24 protein-coding genes, 1 rRNA gene and 1 other annotated feature are annotated in these 22,767 nt (G+C 42.4%); of the genes, 17 read left to right on the plus strand and 8 right to left on the minus strand.

Going from position 1 to position 22,767, the window contains the following annotated elements; translation table 11 throughout:
• Positions 1 to 212 precede the first annotated feature (212 nt).
• Positions 213 to 1,570 (minus strand): IS3 family transposase gene (locus tag CZ434_RS21675; RefSeq protein ID WP_095742934.1). Its coding sequence is split into 2 segments (ribosomal slippage): positions 213 to 1,102 and positions 1,102 to 1,570, totalling 1,359 coding nucleotides; the frame shifts between segments, so codons are not numbered across the junction.
• A 301-nt stretch (positions 1,571 to 1,871) separates the two neighbouring features.
• On the opposite strand from CZ434_RS21675, the gene CZ434_RS18405 reads away from it, so the two are divergent.
• The 5 genes from CZ434_RS18405 (at position 1,872) to CZ434_RS18425 (ending at position 7,559) form a co-directional block, all read left to right on the plus strand.
• The gene (locus tag CZ434_RS18405) at positions 1,872 to 3,245 is read left to right on the plus strand and encodes a dipeptidase (protein ID WP_077624464.1); all 1,374 of its coding nucleotides are present in this window, start codon (positions 1,872 to 1,874) and stop codon (positions 3,243 to 3,245) included.
• Positions 3,246 to 3,378: 133 nt separating this feature from the next.
• Positions 3,379 to 3,846: a PCYCGC motif-containing (lipo)protein gene (locus CZ434_RS18410; protein WP_077624465.1), complete on the plus strand. Its 468-nt coding sequence runs from the start codon at positions 3,379 to 3,381 to the stop codon at positions 3,844 to 3,846.
• Positions 3,847 to 3,965: 119 nt separating this feature from the next.
• Positions 3,966 to 5,378, plus strand: a complete 1,413-nt coding sequence (locus CZ434_RS18415) for a SpoVR family protein (protein WP_077624466.1) — start codon at positions 3,966 to 3,968, stop codon at positions 5,376 to 5,378.
• A gap of 150 nt (positions 5,379 to 5,528) precedes the next feature.
• Positions 5,529 to 6,371, plus strand: coding sequence for an STAS domain-containing protein (locus CZ434_RS18420; RefSeq protein ID WP_077624467.1), 843 nt, complete (start codon positions 5,529 to 5,531; stop codon positions 6,369 to 6,371).
• Positions 6,372 to 6,497: 126 nt separating this feature from the next.
• On the plus strand, positions 6,498 to 7,559 hold the full coding sequence (locus CZ434_RS18425; RefSeq protein ID WP_143262144.1) for an ATP-binding protein: 1,062 nt from the start codon (positions 6,498 to 6,500) through the stop codon (positions 7,557 to 7,559).
• On the opposite strand, the gene CZ434_RS18430 is transcribed toward CZ434_RS18425, so the two are convergent.
• A complete protein-coding gene (locus CZ434_RS18430) occupies positions 7,547 to 8,443 on the minus strand; it encodes a DMT family transporter (protein ID WP_077624469.1) in 897 nt (298 codons plus the stop codon). The genes CZ434_RS18425 and CZ434_RS18430 overlap by 13 nt on opposite strands.
• A gap of 44 nt (positions 8,444 to 8,487) precedes the next feature.
• Positions 8,488 to 9,069, minus strand: coding sequence for a YitT family protein (locus tag CZ434_RS18435; protein WP_077624470.1), 582 nt, complete (start codon positions 9,067 to 9,069; stop codon positions 8,488 to 8,490).
• Between the two features lie 151 nt (positions 9,070 to 9,220).
• Here CZ434_RS18435 and CZ434_RS22310 point away from each other — a divergent pair, with 151 nt between their 5' ends.
• Complete coding sequence (locus CZ434_RS22310) at positions 9,221 to 9,631, plus strand: hypothetical protein (RefSeq protein ID WP_245831025.1); 411 nt, start codon at positions 9,221 to 9,223, stop codon at positions 9,629 to 9,631.
• 41 nt (positions 9,632 to 9,672) lie between these two features.
• On the opposite strand, the gene CZ434_RS18445 is transcribed toward CZ434_RS22310, so the two are convergent.
• On the minus strand, positions 9,673 to 10,683 hold the full coding sequence (locus CZ434_RS18445) for a TIGR00341 family protein (RefSeq protein WP_077624472.1): 1,011 nt from the start codon (positions 10,681 to 10,683) through the stop codon (positions 9,673 to 9,675).
• A 222-nt stretch (positions 10,684 to 10,905) separates the two neighbouring features.
• Here CZ434_RS18445 and CZ434_RS18450 point away from each other — a divergent pair, with 222 nt between their 5' ends.
• Positions 10,906 to 11,283, plus strand: a complete 378-nt coding sequence (locus CZ434_RS18450) for a VOC family protein (protein ID WP_077624473.1) — start codon at positions 10,906 to 10,908, stop codon at positions 11,281 to 11,283.
• A 62-nt stretch (positions 11,284 to 11,345) separates the two neighbouring features.
• On the opposite strand, the gene CZ434_RS18455 is transcribed toward CZ434_RS18450, so the two are convergent.
• A complete protein-coding gene (locus tag CZ434_RS18455) occupies positions 11,346 to 11,843 on the minus strand; it encodes a metallophosphoesterase family protein (protein ID WP_077624474.1) in 498 nt (165 codons plus the stop codon).
• A 279-nt stretch (positions 11,844 to 12,122) separates the two neighbouring features.
• A complete protein-coding gene (locus tag CZ434_RS18460) occupies positions 12,123 to 12,872 on the minus strand; it encodes a glucose 1-dehydrogenase (RefSeq protein ID WP_077624475.1) in 750 nt (249 codons plus the stop codon).
• Positions 12,873 to 13,027: 155 nt separating this feature from the next.
• On the opposite strand from CZ434_RS18460, the gene CZ434_RS18465 reads away from it, so the two are divergent.
• The gene (locus CZ434_RS18465; RefSeq protein WP_245831083.1) at positions 13,028 to 13,540 is read left to right on the plus strand and encodes a GNAT family N-acetyltransferase; all 513 of its coding nucleotides are present in this window, start codon (positions 13,028 to 13,030) and stop codon (positions 13,538 to 13,540) included.
• 39 nt (positions 13,541 to 13,579) lie between these two features.
• Here CZ434_RS18465 and CZ434_RS18470 read toward each other — a convergent pair whose 3' ends face one another.
• A complete protein-coding gene (locus CZ434_RS18470; protein WP_077624477.1) occupies positions 13,580 to 14,974 on the minus strand; it encodes an alanine/glycine:cation symporter family protein in 1,395 nt (464 codons plus the stop codon).
• A 159-nt stretch (positions 14,975 to 15,133) separates the two neighbouring features.
• Between CZ434_RS18470 and CZ434_RS18475 the strand changes: the two genes are divergently transcribed.
• From CZ434_RS18475 to CZ434_RS18510, 9 genes are all read left to right on the plus strand, one after another.
• The gene (locus tag CZ434_RS18475) at positions 15,134 to 15,643 is read left to right on the plus strand and encodes a DUF421 domain-containing protein (RefSeq protein WP_077624478.1); all 510 of its coding nucleotides are present in this window, start codon (positions 15,134 to 15,136) and stop codon (positions 15,641 to 15,643) included.
• A gap of 77 nt (positions 15,644 to 15,720) precedes the next feature.
• On the plus strand, positions 15,721 to 16,023 hold the full coding sequence (locus tag CZ434_RS18480) for an MGMT family protein (RefSeq protein ID WP_077624479.1): 303 nt from the start codon (positions 15,721 to 15,723) through the stop codon (positions 16,021 to 16,023).
• A gap of 364 nt (positions 16,024 to 16,387) precedes the next feature.
• Positions 16,388 to 17,886 (plus strand) — a sequence feature (most likely nonfunctional fraction of RNA operon).
• Positions 17,887 to 18,085: 199 nt separating this feature from the next.
• A 5S ribosomal RNA gene (gene rrf, locus CZ434_RS18485) occupies positions 18,086 to 18,201 on the plus strand.
• 266 nt (positions 18,202 to 18,467) lie between these two features.
• Positions 18,468 to 18,773, plus strand: a complete 306-nt coding sequence (locus tag CZ434_RS18490) for a PadR family transcriptional regulator (RefSeq protein WP_077624480.1) — start codon at positions 18,468 to 18,470, stop codon at positions 18,771 to 18,773.
• Positions 18,774 to 18,787: 14 nt separating this feature from the next.
• The gene (chrA, locus tag CZ434_RS18495; protein ID WP_077624481.1) at positions 18,788 to 19,984 is read left to right on the plus strand and encodes a chromate efflux transporter; all 1,197 of its coding nucleotides are present in this window, start codon (positions 18,788 to 18,790) and stop codon (positions 19,982 to 19,984) included.
• A gap of 142 nt (positions 19,985 to 20,126) precedes the next feature.
• A complete protein-coding gene (locus CZ434_RS22750) occupies positions 20,127 to 20,249 on the plus strand; it encodes a DUF6366 family protein (RefSeq protein WP_425442101.1) in 123 nt (40 codons plus the stop codon).
• Positions 20,250 to 20,468: 219 nt separating this feature from the next.
• Positions 20,469 to 20,714 carry a DUF4190 domain-containing protein gene (locus CZ434_RS18500; protein WP_077624482.1) on the plus strand — a complete coding sequence of 82 codons (246 nt, stop codon included), beginning with the start codon at positions 20,469 to 20,471 and terminating at the stop codon, positions 20,712 to 20,714.
• A gap of 128 nt (positions 20,715 to 20,842) precedes the next feature.
• Positions 20,843 to 21,388 carry a PadR family transcriptional regulator gene (locus tag CZ434_RS18505; protein WP_077624483.1) on the plus strand — a complete coding sequence of 182 codons (546 nt, stop codon included), beginning with the start codon at positions 20,843 to 20,845 and terminating at the stop codon, positions 21,386 to 21,388.
• A 19-nt stretch (positions 21,389 to 21,407) separates the two neighbouring features.
• The gene (locus CZ434_RS18510) at positions 21,408 to 21,887 is read left to right on the plus strand and encodes a DUF4188 domain-containing protein (RefSeq protein ID WP_077624484.1); all 480 of its coding nucleotides are present in this window, start codon (positions 21,408 to 21,410) and stop codon (positions 21,885 to 21,887) included.
• A gap of 262 nt (positions 21,888 to 22,149) precedes the next feature.
• Here CZ434_RS18510 and CZ434_RS18515 read toward each other — a convergent pair whose 3' ends face one another.
• On the minus strand, positions 22,150 to 22,659 hold the full coding sequence (locus tag CZ434_RS18515; RefSeq protein WP_077624485.1) for a DoxX family protein: 510 nt from the start codon (positions 22,657 to 22,659) through the stop codon (positions 22,150 to 22,152).
• Positions 22,660 to 22,767 lie beyond the last annotated feature (108 nt).

Here is a 22,767-nt window from a genome sequence, read left to right on the forward strand (position 1 = left end):
GCCCTGTTTTTCTTTTACAGGCCTTTATAGTATGTCAAAGTTGAGAGAAACTGCGACATAGAGACAATTCTGCATTGTGAAGTTTTCACTCCTTCTGATGTTAGTTGTGTGCTAACTCAACGCTGCGGTAAAATACTCGCTTTCCGCGGGGAACGCTTCAGCCTCCTCGCTGGCAAAAATGAAGTGACCCCGAAAAGTTGGACAGATTTTGGTTAAGCGGCTTGTTGGTATAGAGTTCGATATTCGATCGGACTCTTGCCTTTTAATTTGGTCTTTATCCGTTTTTGATTATAGTAATCCATGTATTCTTCCAGTTCCTTTTTAAATTGCTCGATGCTTTCGAATTCATTTAAGTAAAGAAATTCAGATTTCATAATGCCAAAGAAATTCTCGATAACGGCGTTGTCATAACAGTTTCCTTTTCGTGACATACTCTGTGTGATGCCTCGCTCCTTTAAAGCATCCCGGTACTGTTTCATTTGGTAATGCCAGCCTTGATCCGAGTGGATCAATAGTTCATCCCTATCCTTCAAGCGTTCAAAAGATTTTTCTAACATCTCTGAGACTAGGGAGTAAGTTGGACGTGAACCAATGGTGTAGGTGATAATTTCGCCATTGAATAAATCCAGAACGGGAGATAGGTAAAGTTTCTCTCCTAGTAATTTAAATTCTGTAATATCGGTAACCCATTTCTCATTTGGTTTGTCTGCTTGGAAGTTCCGTTCCAGGATATTTGGAGCGGTTTTGCCAACTTTGCCTTTGTATGATCGGTACTTCTTCATGCGGACGATGCTTTTCAAACCTAACTCTTTCATTAATCGCTGCACTTTTTTGTGGTTCACCTTATGTCCTTTATTTTCTAACTCATCTTGAATACGGCGATAGCCATAACGCCCTTTATGTTCATGATAAATGGACTGAATCAACGTTTTTAATTCGGCATCTTTGTCAGGGCAGTCAAATGTGCTCACCCAGTAATAATACGTACTGCGAGGGATATCTGCCAGCTTTAAAAGTTCTTTCACCGAGAATTCGCCCCTTAGTTCATAGACTACTTTCGCTTTGTCTTGTTTGGTGATTTTTCCTTGTTTTGAACTAAGGCTCTCAACTTTTTTAAATAGGCATTCTCCATACGCAAATATTCCAGTTCTTTCTGCATTTCCTCTACAGAGTGCTTATCTGGTTGGTCATTCTTGGAATTTTTCTTTTGGGAAGTCATACGGGAATTCCCCTTTCCGGTTGGTTTAAGGGCATCGAATCCGCCAGTCTCCCACTTTTTCTTCCACCTCCGGACCATGGAAGAGTCCGGAATATGGAAGAGCGCCGATGCCTCTCGAATTGAATAATTTTTCTCTTCGATAAACTGAATTACTTTCAGTTTAAAGGCAGGCGTGTAGTTTGTATAGGGAAATAGAAAAGCAGTATCTCCATGGTATTCGTATAATTTGACCCAATAACGTAAGGAAGAGTTATCAATCCCCAATTCTTTCGCTAGGTCCCGGTAGCTAATCCTTTCGTTTAGATAACGCTGCACAGCAAAATGTTTTTCCAACACGGAAAGCTTTCTCATTTAGGTACCTCCTATTGTCAGATGATGTGTCCAACAATAGGGGTGCAGTGCATTTTTGCTCAAGAGGAGGCTGAGGTGCTGCCCCCGGAAAGGGAGTATTTTTCCGCAGCGCTGGACTACCACTCAATTCGAAAAGAATGGAAGGAAGCCAGAAAAAGTTATGTCGCAGTTTATGGTTTTAACGGCACAAATACAATAGAATTTTTCTATAGCCATGGTCTAAACAAGTTAACTTGTTCCGTGAAGGATTTTGGTTGGTTGTGATAAAATATATACCAATCAGAACAAAGGAAGTGATGGCATGACAGAAGAAGTGTTGGCGTATCTACAGGAAAATCGAGAACAGTTGCTGGAAAAGTTAAATCGTTTCTTATCAATACCCAGTGTGAGCACAGACAGTGTACATAAACAGGATGTAGAAGAGGCAGCGCGGTTTGTAGCAGACTACCTAACAGAAATCGGCTTCGACAAAGTCAATATCGAAGAAACCAAAGGCCATCCATTAGTATATGGCGAATGGACAGGAGCAGATTCCGCTCCTACAGCACTATTTTATGGCCATTATGACGTACAGCCAGCAGACCCAATCGAATTATGGGAAAGCGAGCCATTTAAGCCAGAGATAAGAGAAGGCAGGCTGTACGCAAGAGGAGCCAGCGATGATAAAGGCCAGGTTTTCATGCAATTGGCCGTGTTTGAAGCCTATATGAAAGTACATGGACAACTTCCTGTCAACGTAAAAGTTTGTATCGAAGGCGAAGAAGAAATCGGCAGCGAGCACTTGTATGAAGTACTAAAAGCGAAAAAGGAACAGTTCTCCGCTGATTTCGCCATAATCTCAGACTCAGGAATGGTGGATACAGGCCAACCGACCATTCTGTATGGACTTAAAGGATTTACAGGATTGGAATTTACCGTCCACGGGCCTTCCAGTGACTTGCATTCCGGAATTTACGGCGGAGTCGTACGTAATCCCGCCATGGCCATGGCCCATCTATTAGCCACTTTGAAAAATGAGGAAGAAGTAGTGCAGGTGGAAGGTTTTTATGAAGGAATCGACCCATTGGATGAGGGGGAACGAAAGCTTATTGAAGAAGTACCCGGTGAGGACTACAAAAAGACAACAGGAGTAGATCAGACGGTATCGGAAAAAGGCTATACAGCAAAAGAACACATGATGGCAAGGCCAACTCTAGAAGTCAACGGATTATATGGAGGGTACCAGGGAGAAGGAACGAAAACCATTATTCCCTCATCGGCGACTGCCAAATTGACTTGCCGACTGGTGCCCGGACAGGAACCCGACCAGATTCAGCAATTGCTTGTCGACCATTTGGAGAAACACGTTCCCGACGGAGTGAGACTCGAAATTAAAAGGGAACCACTTTCTGCCAAAGCTTACAAAGTAAATCCCGATCACCCACTTATCCAACAAGCAGGACAAGCGCTTGAACAAGCTTTCGGAAAGCAGGCAGTCTACGCAAGGTTAGGCGGATCCATCCCGGTGGTAGAGTGGATAGATTCTATTTTTCAAATGCCGGTAGTACTACTTGGATTCGGCACTCCTGAAGACAGGCTTCATTCACCTAATGAAAGTTTCCCAATCGAGAATTTCTATAAGGGTATGGAGACACTTGTTTATTACTGGGCGAATATAAAAGAAACACGTCTATAACTGGAAGCAGAGTCCGTTTTGACTCTGCTTTTCTTATAGTTGTTACAAATTTTTGAATCATGAAGGAAGCTAATATATGATGGATATAAGGTCGCTATAATAGAGGAAAGAGTGAAACAGGAGGCAAACTACAATGAAAAGAATATATTTCAGTCTGCTTATTGTGCTAATTATCGTATTAACAGCATGCAGCAGTAATACAGAGTCGCAGAAGCAGGAAAAGCTTGCTCCCAACCATGAGCAGACAGAAGGAATCGAAGTATTGCCCTCCTTCTTAGATCAGTCATCTCAGGATATGAGAAACGTCTATCTAGCAGTTGCCCAACAGAAAGAACTGCTGGAGCAGATTCCTTGTTACTGCGGCTGCGGGGACGAGAAGATCGGTCACAGAGACAATTATGATTGTTTTGTATTTGATAATGATAAAAACGGAGAAGTAATATGGGACAGTCATGGCATTAACTGTCAGGTATGCATTGATACTGCTGTGTACTCTATTAACGAATACCAAAAGGGAACAGACATTGGCGAGATTCGTGCCACCATAGATGAAACATATCAGCAGGATTATCCTGCCCCGACTCCTACTCCAGGTGTATAGATCCAAACACTCCCGCATAATGGGAGTGTTTTTTTGAAGCGCGGATATCATAAATCTCTTCATCATTGCATGGTGTTGTACATATATTGATATAACTACAATTAAAGGAGAGATCGTTTTTGAAACAAGCAGATCAAAACCAGCTGAAAAGGGCGATTGCAGAGATTACCGAAATTGCCGAAGGTTTTGGATTGGATTTTTACCCGATGCGTTATGAGATATGTCCTGCTGAAATAATTTACACATTCGGAGCATATGGTATGCCGACTCGATTCTCTCATTGGAGTTTTGGAAAGCAATTTCACAAAATGAAACTGCAGTATGATTTGGGATTGAGCAAGATTTACGAATTAGTCATAAACTCCAACCCTTGCTATGCATTTTTACTTAATTCCAATAGTTTGATTCAAAATAAATTGATAGTGGCCCATGTGCTTGCCCATTGCGATTTTTTTAAGAACAATGTCCGTTTTCAAAATACGAACAGGGATATGGTGGAGAGCATGTCAGCAACTGCAGAGCGGATTGCTGCATATGAAAAGGTACATGGAATCGAAGAAGTAGAGTCCTTCCTTGATGCAGTATTAGCTATTCAAGAACATATTGATCCGACCTTGATAAAACCGCAGCTCGATTGGCAGAAGGATGGGGAAGAGACTGAAGAAGATAGACCGGCGAAGGCGAGTCCCTATGATGATTTATGGAAATTAGACGACAAGGACATAAGCAAAAAGCCAGTTAAGAAGAAGAAAGCACTCCCGCCAAGGCCCGAGAAGGATATTTTATTGTTTATCGAAGAGTTCAGCCGGAATTTAGAAGACTGGCAGCGGGATATTTTGACGATGATGAGGGAAGAAATGTTGTATTTCTGGCCGCAGCTGGAAACCAAAATCATGAACGAAGGCTGGGCCTCTTACTGGCATCAGCGCATCTTGAGAGAAATGGATCTTACAACAGACGAATCAATAGAATTTGCCAAACTTAATGCGGGTGTTGTACAACCATCGAGGACACAGATCAACCCCTATTATCTTGGAGTGAAAATGTTTGAAGATATTGAGGAGCGTTTTGACAATCCGACAAAGGAAATGAAAAGGTGGGGTGCCGAACCCGGCAAAGGAAGAGAAAAGATGTTTGAAGTGAGGGAGATAGAATCGGATATATCATTTATTCGCAATTATTTAACCAAAGACTTAGTCGACCGTGAAGATCTTTATTTATTTCAGAAGCAGGGAAGCGAATACAAAATCACGGATAAAGACTGGGAAATTGTCAGGGATCAACTTATCACGATGAGAGTCAATGGAGGATTCCCTTATTTGACGGTTCAAAACGGCGATTACCTTAACAATGGCGAACTTTATATCAAGCATCACTATGAGGGAGTGGAATTGGACCTTTCTTATTTGGAAAGGACGCTTCCGTATATTTATCAATTATGGGGAAGGAATGTCCACCTGGAAACGGTAATCGAGGAGAAACGCACCTTGTTCGGGTATGAAGGTAATAAAGTAGTAAAAAGATATCTATAGAGCAGGACTTGTCCTGCTCTGTTTTTTGTGTTTGGAGTCAATGGGTAATTTCTATCCGGCTCTTCTTTGTTATGATACACTTATACTACACGGCTATTTCTTACACATTTTCCTGACAATACTGGTTTTAATATGGAGGACATATAAACGATGAATGAAAAAGATAAAGCACTATATGATTTTTTAACCGAAAATGCCAAGGATATTACCGATAAATGGTTGAGTAAGAGGGAAAAAATCGAGGGCTCGATTTACTCTGCCGATATAGAGCAGGAAATTGAGAATATGCTTCGTGAACAAAACAGTTTTACCATCAAAACGATTGTAAGTTCCCTGCTGCCTGATAAAGAACACCTTAGGGAAAACGTTGATAGTTGGGCAAAAACGGTTGCTGAAAGCAGGGTGGATTCTGATACGCCGATCTTCGAGGTGATCGAAGCAGTCAACAAAGTTCAAGAAACCATCATGGATTTCGTGACCGTTTATATAGAGGAAAATGAATCGTTTTTGTCCAAAATGGATGTCATGAGGTGGAACTCTCTAATTAACGGTGCTTTTAATGAGTTGATTACGAGCTTTTCGGAAGTGTACTATCGTATCACAAAGGATCGTCTGTTTACCCAGCAGGAACTAATCAATGAATTAAGTACTCCTGTTATACCAATTTCCGATGCTTTTGCAATCGTGCCGCTAACTGGCCAGTTTGATATCAACCGGACGGACCGGATTTTTGAATCCATCCCGAAAAAGTGTGTCGATGCAGGGGTAGAACATCTATTTATCGACCTATCGGGAATGCCTGTCATCGATACTATGGTAACTCATCAGGTTTTCCAGCTGATACAGATATTGGAACTGCTCGGCATCACATCTACACTTTCCGGCATTAGACCTGAGGTAGCTCAAACGGCCGTTCAATTGGGAATCGATATGAAAAATATAAGGACATTCAGCAGTTTGAATCAAGCATTGTCAGTGATTGCTCCTGAATAGAAAAAAGCTGGGAAATATCCCCGCTTTTTTTTGTAATATGGTGGATTAAAACGGCAGGAAAACTGGATTTATGCAGGGAAATATTGTACTTTATTACTATATTTGTTTTTTCGAGGAGGAAGTTTTTTGATTACAGAAATAAACGGCAAGAAGATAGACTTCCATCAATTGCTGCAACATTCAATTACTGCAAAATTCATCCTTAGAGGAAATGAAATTGTCTACGCCAATAATGCATGTCTTCGTCTCTTGAAAGCAGAAGATCCGGAACAAATTTTATATCAAAGTATCGATACATTTCTTCACCCAGACTATACTTCTTTAAGCAGTTGGAGACTGAACAAAGTTTTCGAAGAGGAAACAATGCTTGATCCTGTCGAATATAAAATTATCGATATAACGGGAGAAATCGTAGATGTGGAGACATATGTCGGGCCGTTTTATTTCGGTGATGAAGTACTTGCCCAAGTAATTGTCACGGACATTACCGAAAAAAAGAAAATGCAGGAGCTGATCATGCAGACAGAGAAAATGTCTGTGATGGGGGAATTGGCTGCAAGCATTATCCATGAGATACGGAATCCTCTTACCATTCTTAATGGGTTTATCGAAATCATGAATATCGAAACAACACCTAGGGGGAAAGAATATTTGTCGGTGATGGCAGATGAAGTGAAACGAATCGAATCCATCGCAAATGATTTGTTGTTATTCTCCAAACCCCGCCCCCAAATTTTAAATCCCAAAAATATTGTCAAAGTCATCAAGGATGTCATTTTTTTAATGAATAACACAGCATTTAAAAAGGGTGTTATGTTGAACTTTCACCACGAGGAAGACCATATCGAAATCTTGTGTGATGAGATGCAGTTGAAACAAGCTTTTATCAATTTTATAAAAAATGCCATCGAAGCAACTCCGGCAGAAGGGGAAATCAACATCTACTTGCGGAAAAATTCGGCAAACAACAAACTTTGCATAGAAATAGCTGATACGGGATGCGGGATACCTGAAGATAAGCTCAAAGAAATCGGTTCATCTTTTTTTACTACGAAACAAAATGGAACCGGCCTGGGTCTGACTGTCACTTATAATATTATCAAAAGTCATCATGGTTCCATTTCTGTCGAGAGCAAGCTTAATGAAGGCACCACTTTCACCATTGACTTACCGTATCAAGTTAGTTGATGTCTACGGGACCTTGCCGGCCTTTGGACAAGAATCACGGCCGTCACTACCATTATGATTCCAATATACTGCCAGATACTCAACAATTCCTTGAAAACAATGAAACTTAAAATGGTTGCTGTCACTGGTTCCACTGTGGCTAAAATGGACGCTTTACTTGACTCCATTGCTTGCAGTCCCCTTGTGTATAAGGCAAAGGCAAAAACTGTGGACATCAACCCCAAACCGGAAATGTGGAACCAAATTTGACTATTGGCAAAAGATATACCTGCATGCCATAACCCGCTGAACGGAACAATGGCGACAGCTGCGAACAGGAAGGTATATACGATAACTGTCATCGAGTGATATTTCTGAAGGGCAAATTTGCCAAATATACTGTAAAGACCATAGAACAATCCAGAGCCTATTCCTAATAGCAGTCCATAAAAAGAAATGGAGCCATTTGGGTCCGGAAATATGCCGACAACCAATGTACAGCCGGCAAACGTGATCGCCAGGGCCGCAAGCTTCCTTGCTGTCAGTTTTTCCTTGAAAATTATCCTTGAAAGGATCGTTACAAATGCCGGGGCCGTATATAATAATATCGCCGCAATCGAGACGGATGTTTCCTGAATGGTACTGAACATACACCAATTAAAAAATACAATACTGATAATTCCTGTCCCGACAAAATATTTGCTGTCAGCGGCTTTTATCCTTAATAATGCTGGATTGGTAGCGAGCAGGTAAAGGAACAAAGCAAGCGCTGCTGTGGTTGTCCGGATGGCAACCACCTGAATCGGAGTGAAGCCAAACTGGTAAAGGTATGTTGCGAATATTCCGATAATTCCCCATAAAGAAGCCCCTGAAATTATATATATATAGGCTAGTCTGCTGTCCAATTTTATCCCCCTAATGTTTTGTCTCCTACAGCATGATTTGCCGGTTAAGTTACTGGCTTGACTTTCCTCGTGATACAGCTGGTGGCAATACCGACAAATAAAATTGCAATGACAGACAAGAATATGGTTTCGGTCGATATAAATATACCACCTGAAATTATAATAATAGCATCAATGGAAAATATCAACAAACCGACATTCCATCCAGTCTTTTCTGAAATGAATTGTGCCAGAAGGTCTGTCCCACCGGTGCTTGTCCGATATCTGAGCATTATTCCGATTCCGATCCCTATCAGCGTGCCGCCTGTCACTGCACTGAATATTTCCGGTAATTCGAGGAGATGGGCCAGGGGTTTCAGCAAATCGATAAAAAAGGAAGAAACAAGCATACCGTGCAGGCTGTTGTAAAAATAGTTACGGTAATGATACCAGGCAATTAGAAAGATAGGAATGCTGACGAAGATAATAACAAGGCCGGCCTGAAACCCCCATATGTAGCTTGAAATCAGACCAATGCCAATTATCCCTCCGTCAAGTACTTCGTATGGTACTAAAAAAAGATTAATCCCGATCGATAACAGCAGGCTGCCAAGAAGTATAATGACGGCTTTTTTTAGAAAAAACATAGACGGATCCCCCAATTAAAGACACATATAACAGTTTATGCCAAGAAAGCCCCCTTCATGAAAAAGGGATTAAACCAGACTTCCATCAGACAAGTTACTACTTGGGACGATTGACATATAGTGATAGGGAAGAAGTAAAGGGGGAGATATTTTGGAAGATTATTATTTTCAATCACCGTATTTTCATGCGTTTGGACAATATAGGGGACAGGCGGGGACACAACCGGGCATACCTGGAGTTCCAGGCATACCCGGGTTCCCCGGACCTCCTGCCGGCCCTCCGCCAGGGCAGCCCGGAGGAGGAGCTCCAACTGGCCCGCCGACAAGTCCGCCACCTTCTTACGTACCACAACAACAACTGCAAACCTTTGCAGTAGATCCAGGCGGCATTAGAGGGTGTTTATTCCGCTTTACGTATGTTTGGCTAAGCCGTTTCCAGTCTTTCTGGTTTTATCCGACATTTGTCGGCAGGCAATCAATAGCCGGATATCGTTGGACCGGGTTCAATTGGGTTTATTTCGGGATTGACTTGAACAGGATTGAATCTTTTCAATGTGTATAAACGAAAGAGACCTATCATAAAAGATAGGTCCCTTTTTTTACCTAAAAGCGAATGAAATAAATGACGATGAATAGGACGAGAATGACAATGCTAACAAAAATCAAGGAGTATTTTCTTGACGTATTGGCTGCTTGGATTTCCCGCCAGTTTATCGGCTTTATACCGCTGAACCAGAAGACTAATATCGCTGAAAGAATGATCGAATTGACGTTCACTAACAGCAAAAGCAGCGGTGTAACTGTATTCTCCCATTCGAAGGAACCGGCTATCATTCCTAGAACGACGGCGGGCGGCAAAAGTGCAACGGAAACCATCACACCCACTAGTGCTTCGGAAGCTCTTTTGACGAAAGAGATGGCTCCTGCTGCCCCGGCTGCAAGAGCAACGGCAATATCGATTATTTGTATATCCGTCCTGGACAAAAATTCCTGGCTGCTTAAAGGGAGGGGGAAAAAGAAACCGAAGGCTGCCGCAATTAATAAAGGAATAGAAAGGCCATACAAAGAAGTGATCACCGATTGCCGCATGAGTTTAAAGTCCCCCAGAACGGAAGCAAAAGCAGTCGATGTGACCGGGCCGATCAAGGGAGCAATCACCATAGCCCCGATAACGATTGCGGGACTGTTTTTTATAATTCCTGCTGTGGCGACAATGGAAGATAAGAACAGAAACCAGGTAAAACTTCTGGAAATTTGGCTTGATGTATGGACGACATTGTATAATTCCTGGCGGCTTGCTCGTACTAATTCTGCTTTCTTAGGTTCCTCTTCTTCCTTTGTTTCATCTTTTTCCTCGTCCTCTTTGGAAATATGGGGGATATATGTTTGTAAGTTAAACAGAAGTGCTTTAAAATGCTCGTTATATTTTGCCTTCATTTCAAGAAAATTCAGGAGTGCTTCCGAATCTTTTGCTTCCACCAGAATTCTCAGCAGCGAATATTGTTCCGATTCATCAGAATGCCAGTGGGTTACCGTTGGAAGGTCGAGGAGGCTCTCATGGAATTCTTCTATTTTATCTTTTGGCAGGTAAACCTCTATCAATTGTAATTTCATCAGATATTCCTCCGGTTTAAAAAAGCCTGTTCGTTGTTAATGTGCATAATCAATTGAATTTTATGCGTTTATCTGCTGGGGAATTCCGACAAAAAATCCCTTCAGAAAGCGGTTTGTGTCGAAATGTTTCTGTTGAAATGGGCCCTGGGCAGCAGGATATTTTGTTCTTTTTATCGAAATAGACTATATAATCTTATCCTGGATGGAGGTATGACGAATATTATGACAGCACCACTCTTAAAAGGGATGGAAGGAGCTTTCATTCCGGTAAGGAATCCGCGCAAGTCTGCAGAATGGTATGAAAGGATATTGGGGTTTAAGCAGCTTTATGTGGATGAAGAAGCTGTCACCATGAAGATTTCAGATAAAGCCCAGACGGTAATCACCCTTGTCAGGACACCAAATCATCACCCGATGGTTTTTCCGGAGAATGAATTCGGGGTTGGAAAGTATTATAATTTTATTCCGGAAGATATTGATAAAGCTCATCAGTTTTTGAAGAAGCATGATGTCACAGTCATGCCTATAGGCGGAGAAGGTGAAACAAGGTTCTTTACTTTTTTTGACCCCGATGGGAATCCTTTAGGCGCCTGCCAATGAAATTATTCATTTATTATTTATAAAAAAGCGATTCCGACTATTCGGCATCGCTTTTTGTCATCTCATGATTTGTCTTGGAAAAATACATGCTCTAATGTAGGGTTGTTTCCCGTTTTCAGCAACCCATAAGAATATTGATCTTGCCTTCTCTTGTCTGTAGGAGACCCCGGGTTGAAAAGGATGAAATTGTCCATTTCTTTTTTTACCGGAATGTGGGAATGCCCGTATATCAATATATCTATTTCGTCTCCGGCGAATTGTTCGATTGCCCGCTTCTCTGTTGTCTTCCCTTTTCCATCCCCATGTGTAAGTCCGACAAGCGTTCCATCCAAATCGAAAATCTTCTTTTTTCCGAACTTGTTGGTAATTTCTTCGTTATCTACATTTCCGGCCACCCCGTCGACAGGGGCGAAGGATTTCAATTCTTCCAGAACATCCAAGGTCTGCCAGTCGCCCGCATGCAGGATCAAATCTGCCGTCCTTAAATCTTCTTTCAGTTTTTCCGGAAGTTTTTTAGCCCGTCTCGGCATGTGGGTATCGGCTATAATCACAACCAGCATCAATTATCCCCCTTCATTTTATCGGTCTTAGTATTACTCAGACTAAAGGCTGAGCGAATTTCATTCCGTCAGCTGTTATGAAAGAAACCTCCTCCGTCTATAATGAAGACATGAAAGACAAAGGAGGGATCTACATGTTAAACGAATATGAAATCCAACAAATCATTGATGCTCGCCGACCTAGATAACCTGTACAAATTTTAATTGCAAAGGAGTTTAGCCGATGAGCATCAACCTATTGCTTTAGAGCCTTTCCTCGGTACAGGGGGAGAGGCTTTTTTAATGTTCATAAATCATCTTTCTCGTCATTCCGCCGTCCACGATAATATTCTCCCCAGTTATAAAATCATTTTCCGGATTGGTTAAAAATAAACAAGTACGAGCAATATCATCCGGCTTGCCGACCCGTTTGGATGGGTGCTGTTCATGGTCAATTTCACGAAGCTTCTGATAATCACCTGTGTCAATCCAACCTGGACTGATAGCGTTGACCGTAATTCGATCATCACTTAACGACATAGAAAGAGCGTGGGTAAGTGCAGAGATTCCGCCCTTTGTCGCTGCATATGCTTCTGAATCCTTTTCTGACATGAATGCCCGGGTCGACGCTATATTGACGATCGATCCGCCGTTTGGATTTTCCCTCATCCTCTTTGCAGCTTCCCGGGCGCACAAAAAGGTACCTCGCAAATTTGTGTTGATGACATCATCCCATTCTTCCACTGTTAAGTCGAAAACAGGTTTGAATCTGGAGACCCCTGCATTGTTAATCAAGATATCGATTTTGCCGTAAGTGTCGATGGCAGAGTTCACCAAGGTGGTTATCTGATCCGGAAAACGGATATCCGTCTCTACAGAAGTTGCCTCTCCGGCACTTTTCTTTATCTCCTTGACTACTTTATCAGCGGCTTCTCTGTCCATGTCGGCTATGATTACTTTAGCACTTGCACTGGCGAATGCTTTTGCAACAGCTTCTCCGATTCCATGACCTCCGCCTGTGACGATGACAACTTTATCTTTGAAATCCAATGGCTGCACCTTCCTTCGATTTATTGATACTAACATACCACAGCTTGATATTGACTTTAATCAATCAGCACAATAATCGTATTAAGTTTGCTGAATGTATGATAGAATGATGGAACTTTATAGATAAAGGGGGAGCATTGGATGGAGGAAGAAATATATCTTTCTGCACCGGTTGCAGAGTTGGAAATTCATATAAAGAATTCTATCAGAAGTGGAAGGCCAGTGGAGAAGAAATGATCCCATGGGTTATCGCTAAAGATCCAACTGATTTTTCCCAGATGGTCGATTCATTGCATGAACAAGCTAGAGGGGAAAACCTGCCAGATGGATGGGTGCCCGATTCCACCTATTGGCTTGTGGATAAAAGGAAAAAGGTTATTGGTGTTGCCAATATCCGCCATGCTTTGACAGAAAAGTTGTTATATGAAGGCGGCCACATCGGTTATGGAATACGACCCAGTGAACGCCGGAAAGGCTTTGCGGTTAAATTGCTTGCTTTATCATTGGAAAAGGCAAAAGAACTGGGAATTGACCGGGCCCTGGTAGTTTGTGATGATACCAACGTCGGATCCAAGAAAACGATTCTCAGAAACGGGGGAATCCGGGACGACGATCATATAGAAGAAGACGGTAACGTTGTTAACCGGTTCTGGATAGATTTGATATAAAAAAAGAGTCAGCCCGATGGTTACAGGCTGACTCTTTTCCTATTTTTTGTGGACAAAAAGCTCAATGGACGGTTTCCCGCCTTTGCCTTTATAGATGCGCTCGATGTAATCCTCCGTAATAGCTTTTACTTCTTTGTTCAAGAACAATAACGGGAATATATTGGCCAAAACTACGAAAGCGAGCGTCAGATCCAAAAATTGCCATACGAATTGCAAACCGCCAATCGCGCCTACATAGATAGCGATAATATAGACGATTCTCATCCCTTTTGAAACCTTTAAATTAAACAAATACTCCGCTTGCTTCTCTCCATAAAAGACGAGAACACCAGTAGTTGTAAGCACAAAGAACAAAAGGAATATTGTGATGAACAGTCCTCCGAAGTAATCGCCAAACACTGTGGAAAGGGCGACATTAATCATATTGGAGGCATTATCGGGTCCTACATCCTGCCATGCGCCAGTCACCAATACAGTCAATCCGGAAATAGTGCATATAATAATGGTGTCTACAAAAACACTGAAGATTCCCCACATTGCCTGTTTGGTTGGATGATCGGTCTGCGCAGCTGCGTGGGCAATCGGAGCAGTACCCACACCGGCCTCGTTGGAGTATAAGCCTCTAGCTATTCCCCATCTCAACGCATCGGCTATCATTGCCCCGGCAAACCCGCCTGCAGCTGAAATAGGTGTGAAGGCGTGTGTGAATATCAACCCGAACACATGTGGAAGTTGATCGATATGTGCAAAAATTACGATAAGGGCAATCGATATATATATGAGTATCATTCCTGGTATTAATTTATCTGTTATTTTTCCGATCCGTTTAATTCCCCCGAAAACAATCAGGGCTACCAGAATTGTGATGACTCCTCCCGTCAACCACGTCGGCCATCCGAAAGCTCCCTCAACTTGTGTCGAGATGGAGTTGGATTGAACCATTGTACTCGGTATGGCTTCAATCATGAGGAAGAAAGCGAACATGGCAGCAACTTTGTTCCAGCCAAGAGCCTTCTTTATATAGTATTGGGGGCCGCCGACCCATTCTCCTTCTTTGTTCTGTTCGCGGTATTTCAATCCGAGGGCGATTTCTGCGTATTTTGTTGCCATTCCAATTAACGCAACCACCCACATCCAGAATAGTGCTCCGGGGCCACCGAACGAAATTGCAACAGGAACACCCACAATATTTGTGGCACCTGCTGTAGAGGCAAGAGCTGAAGTGAACGCTTGGAAAGGGGTGATCGACCCTTTTTGTTTGTTCTTTTTAAAGATTTTTCCTACCGTGTTTTTCAGCACATGTCCGAAAAAGCGGAATTGAAAAAATTTAAGCCTGATTGTCAGAAACAGGCCTGTGAAGATTAACAGGACCGACAGCAAGTAAGTCCATAAAAAGTCAGATATTTGTGCAACTAGTTCTTCGATAAGATCCATTCCTCTTCATCCCAATCTTTAGTTTATTTGCCAGTATGTTTGTTATTACCCTGTGCGCTTACTTTCTAAGCTTCTTGCTTATGGTTTATATATAGGTAGATGTGTGGAAAGGGGATATTAAGCATTAAAAAAATCCTGCTGACTTAGGAGGTGTTCAGTATGTTTGCAGTTGATTGGAACAATATTGGAAGGGTAGCATTGATTGGATTGCTTGCATATATAGCTTTGATTATTCTGCTTCGTATTTCTGGAAAGAGGACACTGACCAAGCTGAATGCTTTTGACTTGGTTATCACCGTCGCGATAGGTTCGACCTTGGCAACAATCTTACTTAATAAGAATGTTTCGTTAGCGGAAGGAATCACAGCTCTGGCGACATTGATTTCATTGCAATTTATCTTTGCCTGGACTTCCATAAGAATTGGATTTGTTAACAAGTTGATTAAATCCGAACCTAAGCTGTTGTTTTTGGATGGACGCTATTTTAGAGGAGCGATGAAAAAGGAACGCATTCAAAGAATAGAAATACTTCAGTCTGTCCGTTCACAGGGAATAGATTCCCTGGATAAAGTGGAAGCGGTGATTCTTGAAACTGATGGAAGTATGTCAGTAATCCAAAAGTCTGAAGGGAAGCAACATGATACGCTTAGTAATGTCAAAGGCTATTAGATGATTTGGTTTCGGTCTGTTCCTGCTCTTTGATATAATACAACTACTATTACTTAGATGATTAGGGAGTTCAGTTCATGAAGCCGTTCACCAATACCGTGATCAATATTATTAAGATAATACCAGAGGGATCAGTGATGACATATGGTCAAATCGCCGCATTGGCCGGAAGCCCCCGGTCTGCAAGGCAAGTGGCTCGAATTCTTCATTCAATGAGTGGAAAGCATAACCTTCCATGGCACCGGGTTGTCAACGCCAAGGGCGAAGTTGCTATAAAAGAGGAAGGATCACATGAGGAACAAAAAATTCTGCTGGAAATGGAAGGCGTATGCTTGTCTGGAAGTAAGATTGATTTAGGAATATATCAGTATCACCCGTGACAAAAAAGGATGAAATCAAATGATGTTGAACTCGCTTAACTAACAATATGGAAGGACAAAGTTCTTTTTAAAACTTTTTCGGCATAAAGTGTTGCATTTGGTTTATATGCATGGTATATTATTTGAGTTGCTTCAAACGGCGGCGTTAAAAACAAACAGTCAATAAAAAAATGTTGACTCGGTCAGAAAGAAAATGTTACATTGTTTTGGTCGCCAAAAAAACGGCGCTTAAACAAAACAAAAAAGTTGTTGACAGGCATTTCGGTAAATGTTATGATAGTAAAGTCGCTGTCAAAACGACAACAACGAAAATTTGATCTTTGAAAACTGAACAAAACAATCATTATGTCAAGCAAGAAATGCTAGTCAAGTTTTCGAGCAAGCAAGCTCACATTTTATGGAGAGTTTGATCTTGGCTCAGGACGAACGCTGGCGGCGTGCCTAATACATGCAAGTCGAGCGCGGGAAGCAAGCAATCACCCTTCGGGGTGTGCGCTTGTGGAACGAGCGGCGGACGGGTGAGTAACACGTGGGCAACCTGCCTGTAAGACTGGGATAACCCCGGGAAACCGGGGCTAATACCGGATAACACTTTTCTCTGCATGGNGTAGGCGAGGAGAGAATCCTAAGGTGAGCGGGAGAACTCTCGTTAAGGAACTCGGCAAAATGACCCCGTAACTTCGGGAGAAGGGGTGCTTCTTTTGCGAGAAGCCGCAGTGAAAAGGCCCAAGCGACTGTTTAGCAAAAACACAGGTCTCTGCGAAGCCGTAAGGCGAAGTATAGGGGCTGACACCTGCCCGGTGCTGGAAGGTTAAGGGGACGCGTTAGCCGCAAGGCGAAGCGTTGAACCGAAGCCCCAGTAAACGGCGGCCGTAACTATAACGGTCCTAAGGTAGCGAAATTCCTTGTCGGGTAAGTTCCGACCCGCACGAAAGGTGCAACGACTTGGGCACTGTCTCAACGAGAGACCCGGTGAAATTATACTATGCGTGAAGATGCGCATTACCCGCGACAGGACGGAAAGACCCCGTGGAGCTTTACTGTAGCCTGATATTGCATGTTGGTACAGCTTGTACAGGATAGGTGGGAGCCTTAGAAGCCGGAGCGCTAGCTTCGGTGGAGGCGTCGGTGGGATACCACCCTGGCTGTACGGACATTCTAACCCAGGACCGTGATCCGGTCCGGAGACAGTGTCAGGTGGGCAGTTTGACTGGGGCGGTCGCCTCCTAAAGAGTAACGGAGGCGCCCAAAGGTTCCCTCAGAATGGTTGGAAATCATTCGCAGAGTGTAAAGGCAGAAGGGAGCTTGACTGCGAGACCTACAAGTCGAGCAGGGACGAAAGTCGGGCTTAGTGATCCGGCGGTGCCGTATGGAAGGGCCGTCGCTCAACGGATAAAAGCTACCCCGGGGATAACAGGCTTATCTCCCCCAAGAGTCCACATCGACGGGGAGGTTTGGCACCTCGATGTCGGCTCATCGCATCCTGGGGCTGTAGTCGGTCCCAAGGGTTGGGCTGTTCGCCCATTAAAGCGGTACGCGAGCTGGGTTCAGAACGTCGTGAGACAGTTCGGTCCCTATCCGTCGTGGGCGTTGGAAGTTTGAGAGGAGCTGTCCTTAGTACGAGAGGACCGGGATGGACACACCGCTGGTGTACCAGTTGTTCCGCCAGGAGCATAGCTGGGTAGCTACGTGTGGAAGGGATAAGTGCTGAAAGCATCTAAGCATGAAGCCCCCCTCTAGATGAGACTTCCCATCATTTTAAATGAGTAAGATCCCTCAGAGACGATGAGGTTGATAGGTCCGAGGTGGAAGCGTGGTGACACGTGCAGCTGACGGATACTAATCGATCGAGGACTTAACTATAAAAAGAAAGTGAAGGCGACTGTCCAACAGCGTATGGATAGATCAGCCAGCACAAAGGACTCTGCTTTTGGAGTCCTGGTGATGGATGAACTATACACTAGCTGTTAGGAGCCGTAACTGGACTGCACAAACATGAAAACACCTTTAGATGTCTCCACCCTCTTATCTAGTTTTGAAGGTACATCCTTTAAAATTAAGGTCTGGTGGCAATAGCGGAAAGGTCACACCTGTTCCCATGCCGAACACAGCAGTTAAGCTTTCCAGCGCCCATGGTAGTTGGGGCATTGCCCCTGCGAGAGTAGGACGCCGCCAGGCAAAATGAAATCCCCGAGAAGATGTTTCTTCTCGGGGATTTTTTGTTAATAAATTTAAAAAAGCCTATAGATAAATGAATTATTATAGGTCTTTATTCTCAACCCTTGCAGAGAAGAAAAAGAATTACATCATAACGATTACACATATGTAAATTTTATTAAGAAATTGTAAATTCGGTAAAATAGCCTTGCTAATATAATCATTAACTTGTAGAATCGATATCGAATTCCGATATTGTCATTCGATATCGGAAAGGAGGAATACTTTTGGACAACAAAGTATTGCGAAAATTGTTTTTAGGCTTTATTCAAATTCATGTATTGCATCATGCGAAGGAAGAAGCCATTTACGGAGCATGGATGCTGGAGGAATTGCATGAGCATGGATACGATATAAGTGCAGGCACCCTCTATCCGATCCTTCACAATATGGAAAAGGATGAATTATTGGAGAAAGAAGATGTGAAGGTAGGGGGAAAAATAAGAAAATATTATCGAATAACTTCCAAGGGAGATGCTGTCCTGCAAGAGGCCCGTGCCAAAGCCTATGAACTTTTCAAAGAGATAAAGTAAAGGCGGGTGAGTTTGTGGCAAAAGAAAATAAAAAACGATGGCAGTCATTACTTGAAATTTTGGTTGCTTCCACCAAATTGGGTTTGACTTCCTTTGGTGGTCCAGTAGCGCATCTGGCGTATTTCAAAGATGAATATATCGACCGACGGAAATGGCTTACGGAGAAAACTTATGCAGATATTATTGCATTGTGTCAGTTCCTGCCCGGACCTGCCAGCAGTCAGGTGGGTATTTCAATCGGTATGCTTCGTGGAGGGCTATTGGGAGGAATCGTGTCCTGGTTTGGATTTACGGTGCCATCAATCATAGTGTTGGTTGTGTTTGCGATGTTATACCAAACATTCTCACTGGGAGATGCCGGATTTATTCATAGTCTTAAAATAGTTGCTGCAGCTGTTGTACTGCATGCCTTAATTGGGCTGGGAAGGAAGCTGACCCCAGACAAATCAAGAATCGCTGTAGCAATTATTGCTGCTTCCATTATGTTGTTGTACCCTTCAGCATGGATGCAGATTTTGATTATCCTTGCCGCAGGTCTATTCGGCTTGAAAATGTTTAAAGATAGAGCGGAATCCAAAGTGGAACCATTCTCCATTAATATTTCCAAGAAGGCAGGTGTCTTGTCTCTTGTAACACTGGTAACCCTGCTTGTCGTTCTGCCTATTCTCGCGAAGGCAGCCGACAACCCACTGCTTAGCATTTTTGATATGTTTTTCCGGGTTGGTTCCTTAGTCTTTGGTGGCGGGCATGTAGTCCTGCCAATGATCGAAAGGGAAGTTGTTCCTCAAGGCTTACTAACACCGGATGAGTTTCTGGCCGGGTATGGGATGGCGCAAGCAGTACCGGGACCTTTATTCACTTTTTCCAGCTATCTAGGTACGATGATGGAAGGAGTGATTGGTGCAGTCGTGGCGACTGCGGGAATATTCTTGCCATCGTTTCTGCTTATCGTTGCTGCTCTTCCATTCTTAAATGAACTACGAAAACGCTCGGCCTTCCAGGGCATCTTGATGGGGGTCAATGCGAGTGTTGTTGGTATCTTGCTTGCGGCGTTTTATGATCCTGTGATCAGCAGCTCCATCTTTGATGCTTCAGATTTTGCTTTGGCTGTAATTCTGTTTGCATTATTGAATATTTGGAAAGTGCCAGCATGGATGATCGTTATTTTGGGAGTTGCTGGCGGCTATGTTCTCAGCGTATTAGGGTTATAGGTTATAGTTCAGAAGAAGGGCATGTGACATCACATGCCCTTCTTTGTAATGAAAAGAAAATTCAAGTGTTAACCAATCGGTTCAGTTTTAGAAAAGTATATAATTGAACTGATAGGAGGGGGGAATTGCAAAAAACAGAGAAATACCGGAAGAAAGAAGAGAAAGGCTGAGACAAAAGGAGTTAAATAATCCTTCATGTAGTGTGCACGGGAGCAATCTTTCTGATTTATTGGGTGGTTTAGGCTGGAAGGTTGTAGGCTCGTAATATTAGGAATAATAATGATATCTGCGATTTTCTTTCGTTAGCGGAATTGGTTTTAACTTAAAATTCACAAAGAATAAAGAGTCCTATGATTTTTCCTTTCATTTAATTCCTCTATAATGCTTCACCTTATTAAAAGAGAATTGAATCGTAAATATTATTCCATCAATTTTTATATAATGGTATTAAAATGGGTTCCCGGGAGGAGTGCTGATCGGCACGATGAAAACAAACAGTAACGCGGTGATCGCCTTAATACTTGGTATCCTTTGTATTGTCATTCCTTTCATTGGATTGGCATTTGGAATTGCGGGCATCATTTATTATAGAAAGGCATTGAATGAAATAGAACAGACGAACGAGGGAGGAAAAGGGTTTGCTTCTGCCGGGATTGTTTGCTGCATAGCCGGAATCATTCTGGAAGTAATCGGTCTATTTATTGTTTTTTCTCGTTTCTTTTTTTGGTAGGGTAAGGATAAACGTGTTGTGTGGACACGTTTATTTTTTTGTTTTTATCAGGAAATATCTTTACACATATTTCAGTCAATAGTATTATATCATTAAGATATATATCAAAAAGATACAGGTGAAGAAAATTGAAAAAAGATAATCATACCCGATATGCCATTTTGGGTCTTCTTACTACGGGCTGCAATACTGGTTATTCCATTAAACAAATGATTGATAATAGTTTGAGCCACTTTTGGAAAATCAGTTACGGTCAAATCTATCCAACATTGAAATCCTTGGTGGAGGAGGGATATGCTTCAGTGCGGATTACGGAACAAGAGGCTAGACCCGATAAAAAAGAATACCAAATAACTTCCGCCGGAATCCAACTTTTGCAGGACTGGCTCCAAATGCCAGTATTAGAACTTCCAACAGAGAAGAACGAAACGCTTCTAAAATTATTTTTCAGCCGTCATCAAGGCAAAGTAAGGACTTTGGAACTTCTTGATAATCATAAAGAGAAACTCGAACAGCGCTATAACACTTATAAAGGAATAAAAGAAATGATTGAATCCCGTTTAAGTGATGGAGAAGACGCGGTTTATTGGATTATGACTTTGGATTATGGCTTGTTAACGACAAACGCAGCTATCGATTGGTGTGAAAGTGCAAAAGAAAAGTTAACTAAATAATCTTCAAGGAGGAATGGGGATGGGAGTGCAGGTGTTTCCGGGGAAGTTTACCGTTGAGCAAGAACAGGATTTTACGGTATTTATTATTGGTATGCGAATCAATAAATGGTGGGCCGTCCATAAGTGGCTGCCGGTATTGATCGCTATGCCTCCCATGATAAAAGAACTTTATGTAAACAAGGACTTAGGGTGTTTGTCTTTAGAAAACTTTTTCAGCTTTCGTACCACGTTAATGGTTCAATACTGGAAATCAGAACAAGATTTATTAACATATGCTAGGAACGCTCAACATTTAAAGGCCTGGAAAAATTTTAATCTAAAAGTGGGAAACAACGATGCAGTGGGAATCTACCATGAAATGTATAATGTTACGGAAAGTAATTTTGAATGTTTTTATGGCAATATGCCAACTTTCGGACTTGCTAAGGCTTTTGGCCAAGAGCCAGTAAAGGCTTCAACTAGGACTGCGCGTCAACGTTTAAGGAAAGGGGCACACTGAATTTTCAGTTTGTACCTATTTATACGGTTAACTTCACATGCATCTTCAGACCAGAAAATTCAAAAGCAGTGAAGGAAGTGGGGCGTTATTCTTTCAAAGAATTGGGCATACACCAAATGGGTACCTATTGCTTTGCAGAAAAATGAAGTTTGGACTCGATTATTTAGCAGTTTGGGTTATTTCGGAACAGACTGGGAGGACTGATTATCCCAGGGGGAAAAAGAAACCGGCAATCAATCGATTGCCGGTTTCAAGACCTTTCTTATACTGCAGCAATTTCCTTCGTTTTGCGATGGCGTTTAGGATTGTGTGCTTTTAAGAAAGGAATCACCCATCTGTCTAAACCATATTTGCCTGCATTAAATCCTGCTACCAAAAGGAATGCTGTTAATAGAACCATTTGTGCGTTTGTACTTACTGTACCACTGAACAGGAAGGCGAAGTTCATGGTAATACCCATGAATGCTGCGAAATTAGTGAAGATCCCTAGTATAAGTGCGATACCGACAAGAATCTCGCCCCATGCAACAAGGAAACTGAACAACCCAGCGTTTGGGATAGCAACTGTTTCTAAAAATGCTGCCCACCATCCTTGGACTGCTGGATGATCACCAGTGGCACTTGCTACAGCACCTTGAAGGAAACCGGTGGCGTCAAATCCATCAGCTAGTTTATGCCAGCCTGCTGTTAGCCAGGCATACCCTAGATAAATCCGGATGACCGCCAATACACCTGCAACAATGTTATTCTTTCTTAAAAATTCTACAAACATGTTACTCATCTCCTCTAATAGTAGTATAATATTGCTCAATATTTCACATGTTGTTTCTTAAAAGGATCCTTTGTCTTACTACACTTATATCTTATCATGAATATAATT

Source organism: Sediminibacillus massiliensis (assembly GCF_900156915.1).
Lineage (GTDB): Bacteria > Bacillota > Bacilli > Bacillales > Amphibacillaceae > Sediminibacillus_A > Sediminibacillus_A massiliensis.

Excerpts from the sequence above, each read along its gene's own strand:
- CZ434_RS18405 (WP_077624464.1), top strand. The coding sequence starts at position 1,872 with ATGACAGAAGAAGTGTTGGCGTATCTACAGGAAAATCGAGAACAGTTG.
- CZ434_RS18410 (WP_077624465.1), top strand. The coding sequence starts at position 3,379 with ATGAAAAGAATATATTTCAGTCTGCTTATTGTGCTAATTATCGTATTA.
- CZ434_RS18420 (WP_077624467.1), top strand. The coding sequence starts at position 5,529 with ATGAATGAAAAAGATAAAGCACTATATGATTTTTTAACCGAAAATGCC.
- CZ434_RS18435 (WP_077624470.1), bottom strand. The coding sequence starts at position 9,069 with ATGTTTTTTCTAAAAAAAGCCGTCATTATACTTCTTGGCAGCCTGCTG.
- CZ434_RS18445 (WP_077624472.1), bottom strand. The coding sequence starts at position 10,683 with ATGAAATTACAATTGATAGAGGTTTACCTGCCAAAAGATAAAATAGAA.
- CZ434_RS18450 (WP_077624473.1), top strand. The coding sequence starts at position 10,906 with ATGACAGCACCACTCTTAAAAGGGATGGAAGGAGCTTTCATTCCGGTA.
- CZ434_RS18455 (WP_077624474.1), bottom strand. The coding sequence starts at position 11,843 with ATGCTGGTTGTGATTATAGCCGATACCCACATGCCGAGACGGGCTAAA.
- CZ434_RS18470 (WP_077624477.1), bottom strand. The coding sequence starts at position 14,974 with ATGGATCTTATCGAAGAACTAGTTGCACAAATATCTGACTTTTTATGG.
- CZ434_RS18475 (WP_077624478.1), top strand. The coding sequence starts at position 15,134 with ATGTTTGCAGTTGATTGGAACAATATTGGAAGGGTAGCATTGATTGGA.
- CZ434_RS18480 (WP_077624479.1), top strand. The coding sequence starts at position 15,721 with ATGAAGCCGTTCACCAATACCGTGATCAATATTATTAAGATAATACCA.
- CZ434_RS18500 (WP_077624482.1), top strand. The coding sequence starts at position 20,469 with ATGAAAACAAACAGTAACGCGGTGATCGCCTTAATACTTGGTATCCTT.
- CZ434_RS18510 (WP_077624484.1), top strand. The coding sequence starts at position 21,408 with ATGGGAGTGCAGGTGTTTCCGGGGAAGTTTACCGTTGAGCAAGAACAG.
- CZ434_RS18515 (WP_077624485.1), bottom strand. The coding sequence starts at position 22,659 with ATGTTTGTAGAATTTTTAAGAAAGAATAACATTGTTGCAGGTGTATTG.